Genomic DNA, 1,396 nt, shown 5'->3' with positions numbered 1-1,396 from the left:
TAATTCCAATTATAAGGAGTTTTTCTATTTTAAGCAAGTATTTTCGCTGAAAATAGAACTTGACATTTATTAAATATTTTTATGCAATGCTAGTGTAATATTTTAATTTCATTTGATAATTCTTTTATCTTTTCTAATGCACTTGATGAATTATTGTTAAACTTATTACTTAACCATATTGCAAAAATACCCAAAACAACGGATGTAGTTCCCATTATAATTGAAGTAGTAAACTTTATAATATCAACATCATTATTCATTTTTAATCCTCTTTCCTGGAATATTATTTTTGCTGTTATTTCATATAACGTTACTGGGATTTGCGCTCGTGCCTGGTTCCGCCAGGAACTGGCGTAAAGCTTGCCGTAATATTTCTTGCTGCTTAATATTGCAAGCTTTATGACAGAAGGCATGACGCCAATCCCATGTTATACGAAGTGATTTTCATTTTATTCTAAAAATGCTTTTATCAATTGGGCCGTGCCAATCTAATACAGCATCTTTACCTGCTCCAGCTATTATAAATGGTTCTACTCTGTTAGAATTAATAAAAGATAATAATTCATCTGTAATCACTATAATTTTGTCTTTTTCTGCCCATAAACCTTGAATTCTTACTAACCCTGGTTCAAGTACTTCTATATCTAACAATAATAATTTGTTTTTTATTCCATAATTGATTCCAGATTTTTTTATCTTGTATATAGCCCACAAAGGGATAAAATTTGGATTTAAAGGAGCAAAAATAGAAATTTTACCTGGTCTATTTAAGTATTCAATCTTATCATCAATAAAATATTTAATATGATTATCAACAACTTTTAATAACTTTCTTTCCGTTAAAGTTGTTATCTCGAGATTAACTAAAAATATTTCTTTATCAATTAATCTAAAACTTAATTCATTATGTGGAGCAAGTTTGAATACTTTAAGTCCTTTTTTTCCAGTGAGTGCAATACTACCAAGCAAAAGTTTAGGGTTTTCTCCTGGCTCTACATATATATGATCTCTATTAGTAGGTTTTCTTTTTATTTTTTTCCAACGCAACAATGTTTCATCATCTATTTTTAAATTTCCATAATGGACAGCATCATGACATGAAGGGCATATTGCAATCATGAAATCTTTATCATGAGTTTCATAAGTAGCCCACTCCTTAATATGATGTAAATGTGTTCGGTAATTATTACATCCTGGATTAGCACACTTATTGCCTGCTTCTTTAATTATCTGTCTTTTTATTTTAATAGGAACACTTTTACGTTTAGCCAATTTTTATCACCACCAAAAATCATTTCGTATAACGTTACTGGGATTCGCGGTGTGCCCGATGTCCACAGACCTGGTGCAAAGTTAGCTTTCATATCCACAATTGTTCAAGTGCTAACTTTGTGCC

General features: G+C 30.3%; 2 protein-coding genes. Both read right to left on the bottom strand.

Features of this window, described 5'->3' with window-relative positions:
- Positions 1–89: 89 nt before the first annotated feature.
- Positions 90–413: a hypothetical protein gene (locus DFR80_RS15130; protein WP_114490492.1), complete on the bottom strand. Its 324-nt coding sequence runs from the start codon at positions 411–413 to the stop codon at positions 90–92.
- 31 nt (positions 414–444) lie between these two features.
- Positions 445–1,272, bottom strand: coding sequence for an HNH endonuclease signature motif containing protein (locus tag DFR80_RS15125; RefSeq protein WP_114490491.1), 828 nt, complete (start codon positions 1,270–1,272; stop codon positions 445–447).
- Between the last annotated feature and the right edge of the window lie 124 nt (positions 1,273–1,396).

The organism is Halanaerobium sp. ST460_2HS_T2 (assembly GCF_003337665.1).
Classification (GTDB): Bacteria; Bacillota; Halanaerobiia; order Halanaerobiales; family Halanaerobiaceae; genus Halanaerobium; species Halanaerobium kushneri.
The sequence above is the reverse complement of the archived record's forward strand: the minus strand, read 5'-3'. Positions and strand labels throughout refer to the sequence as shown.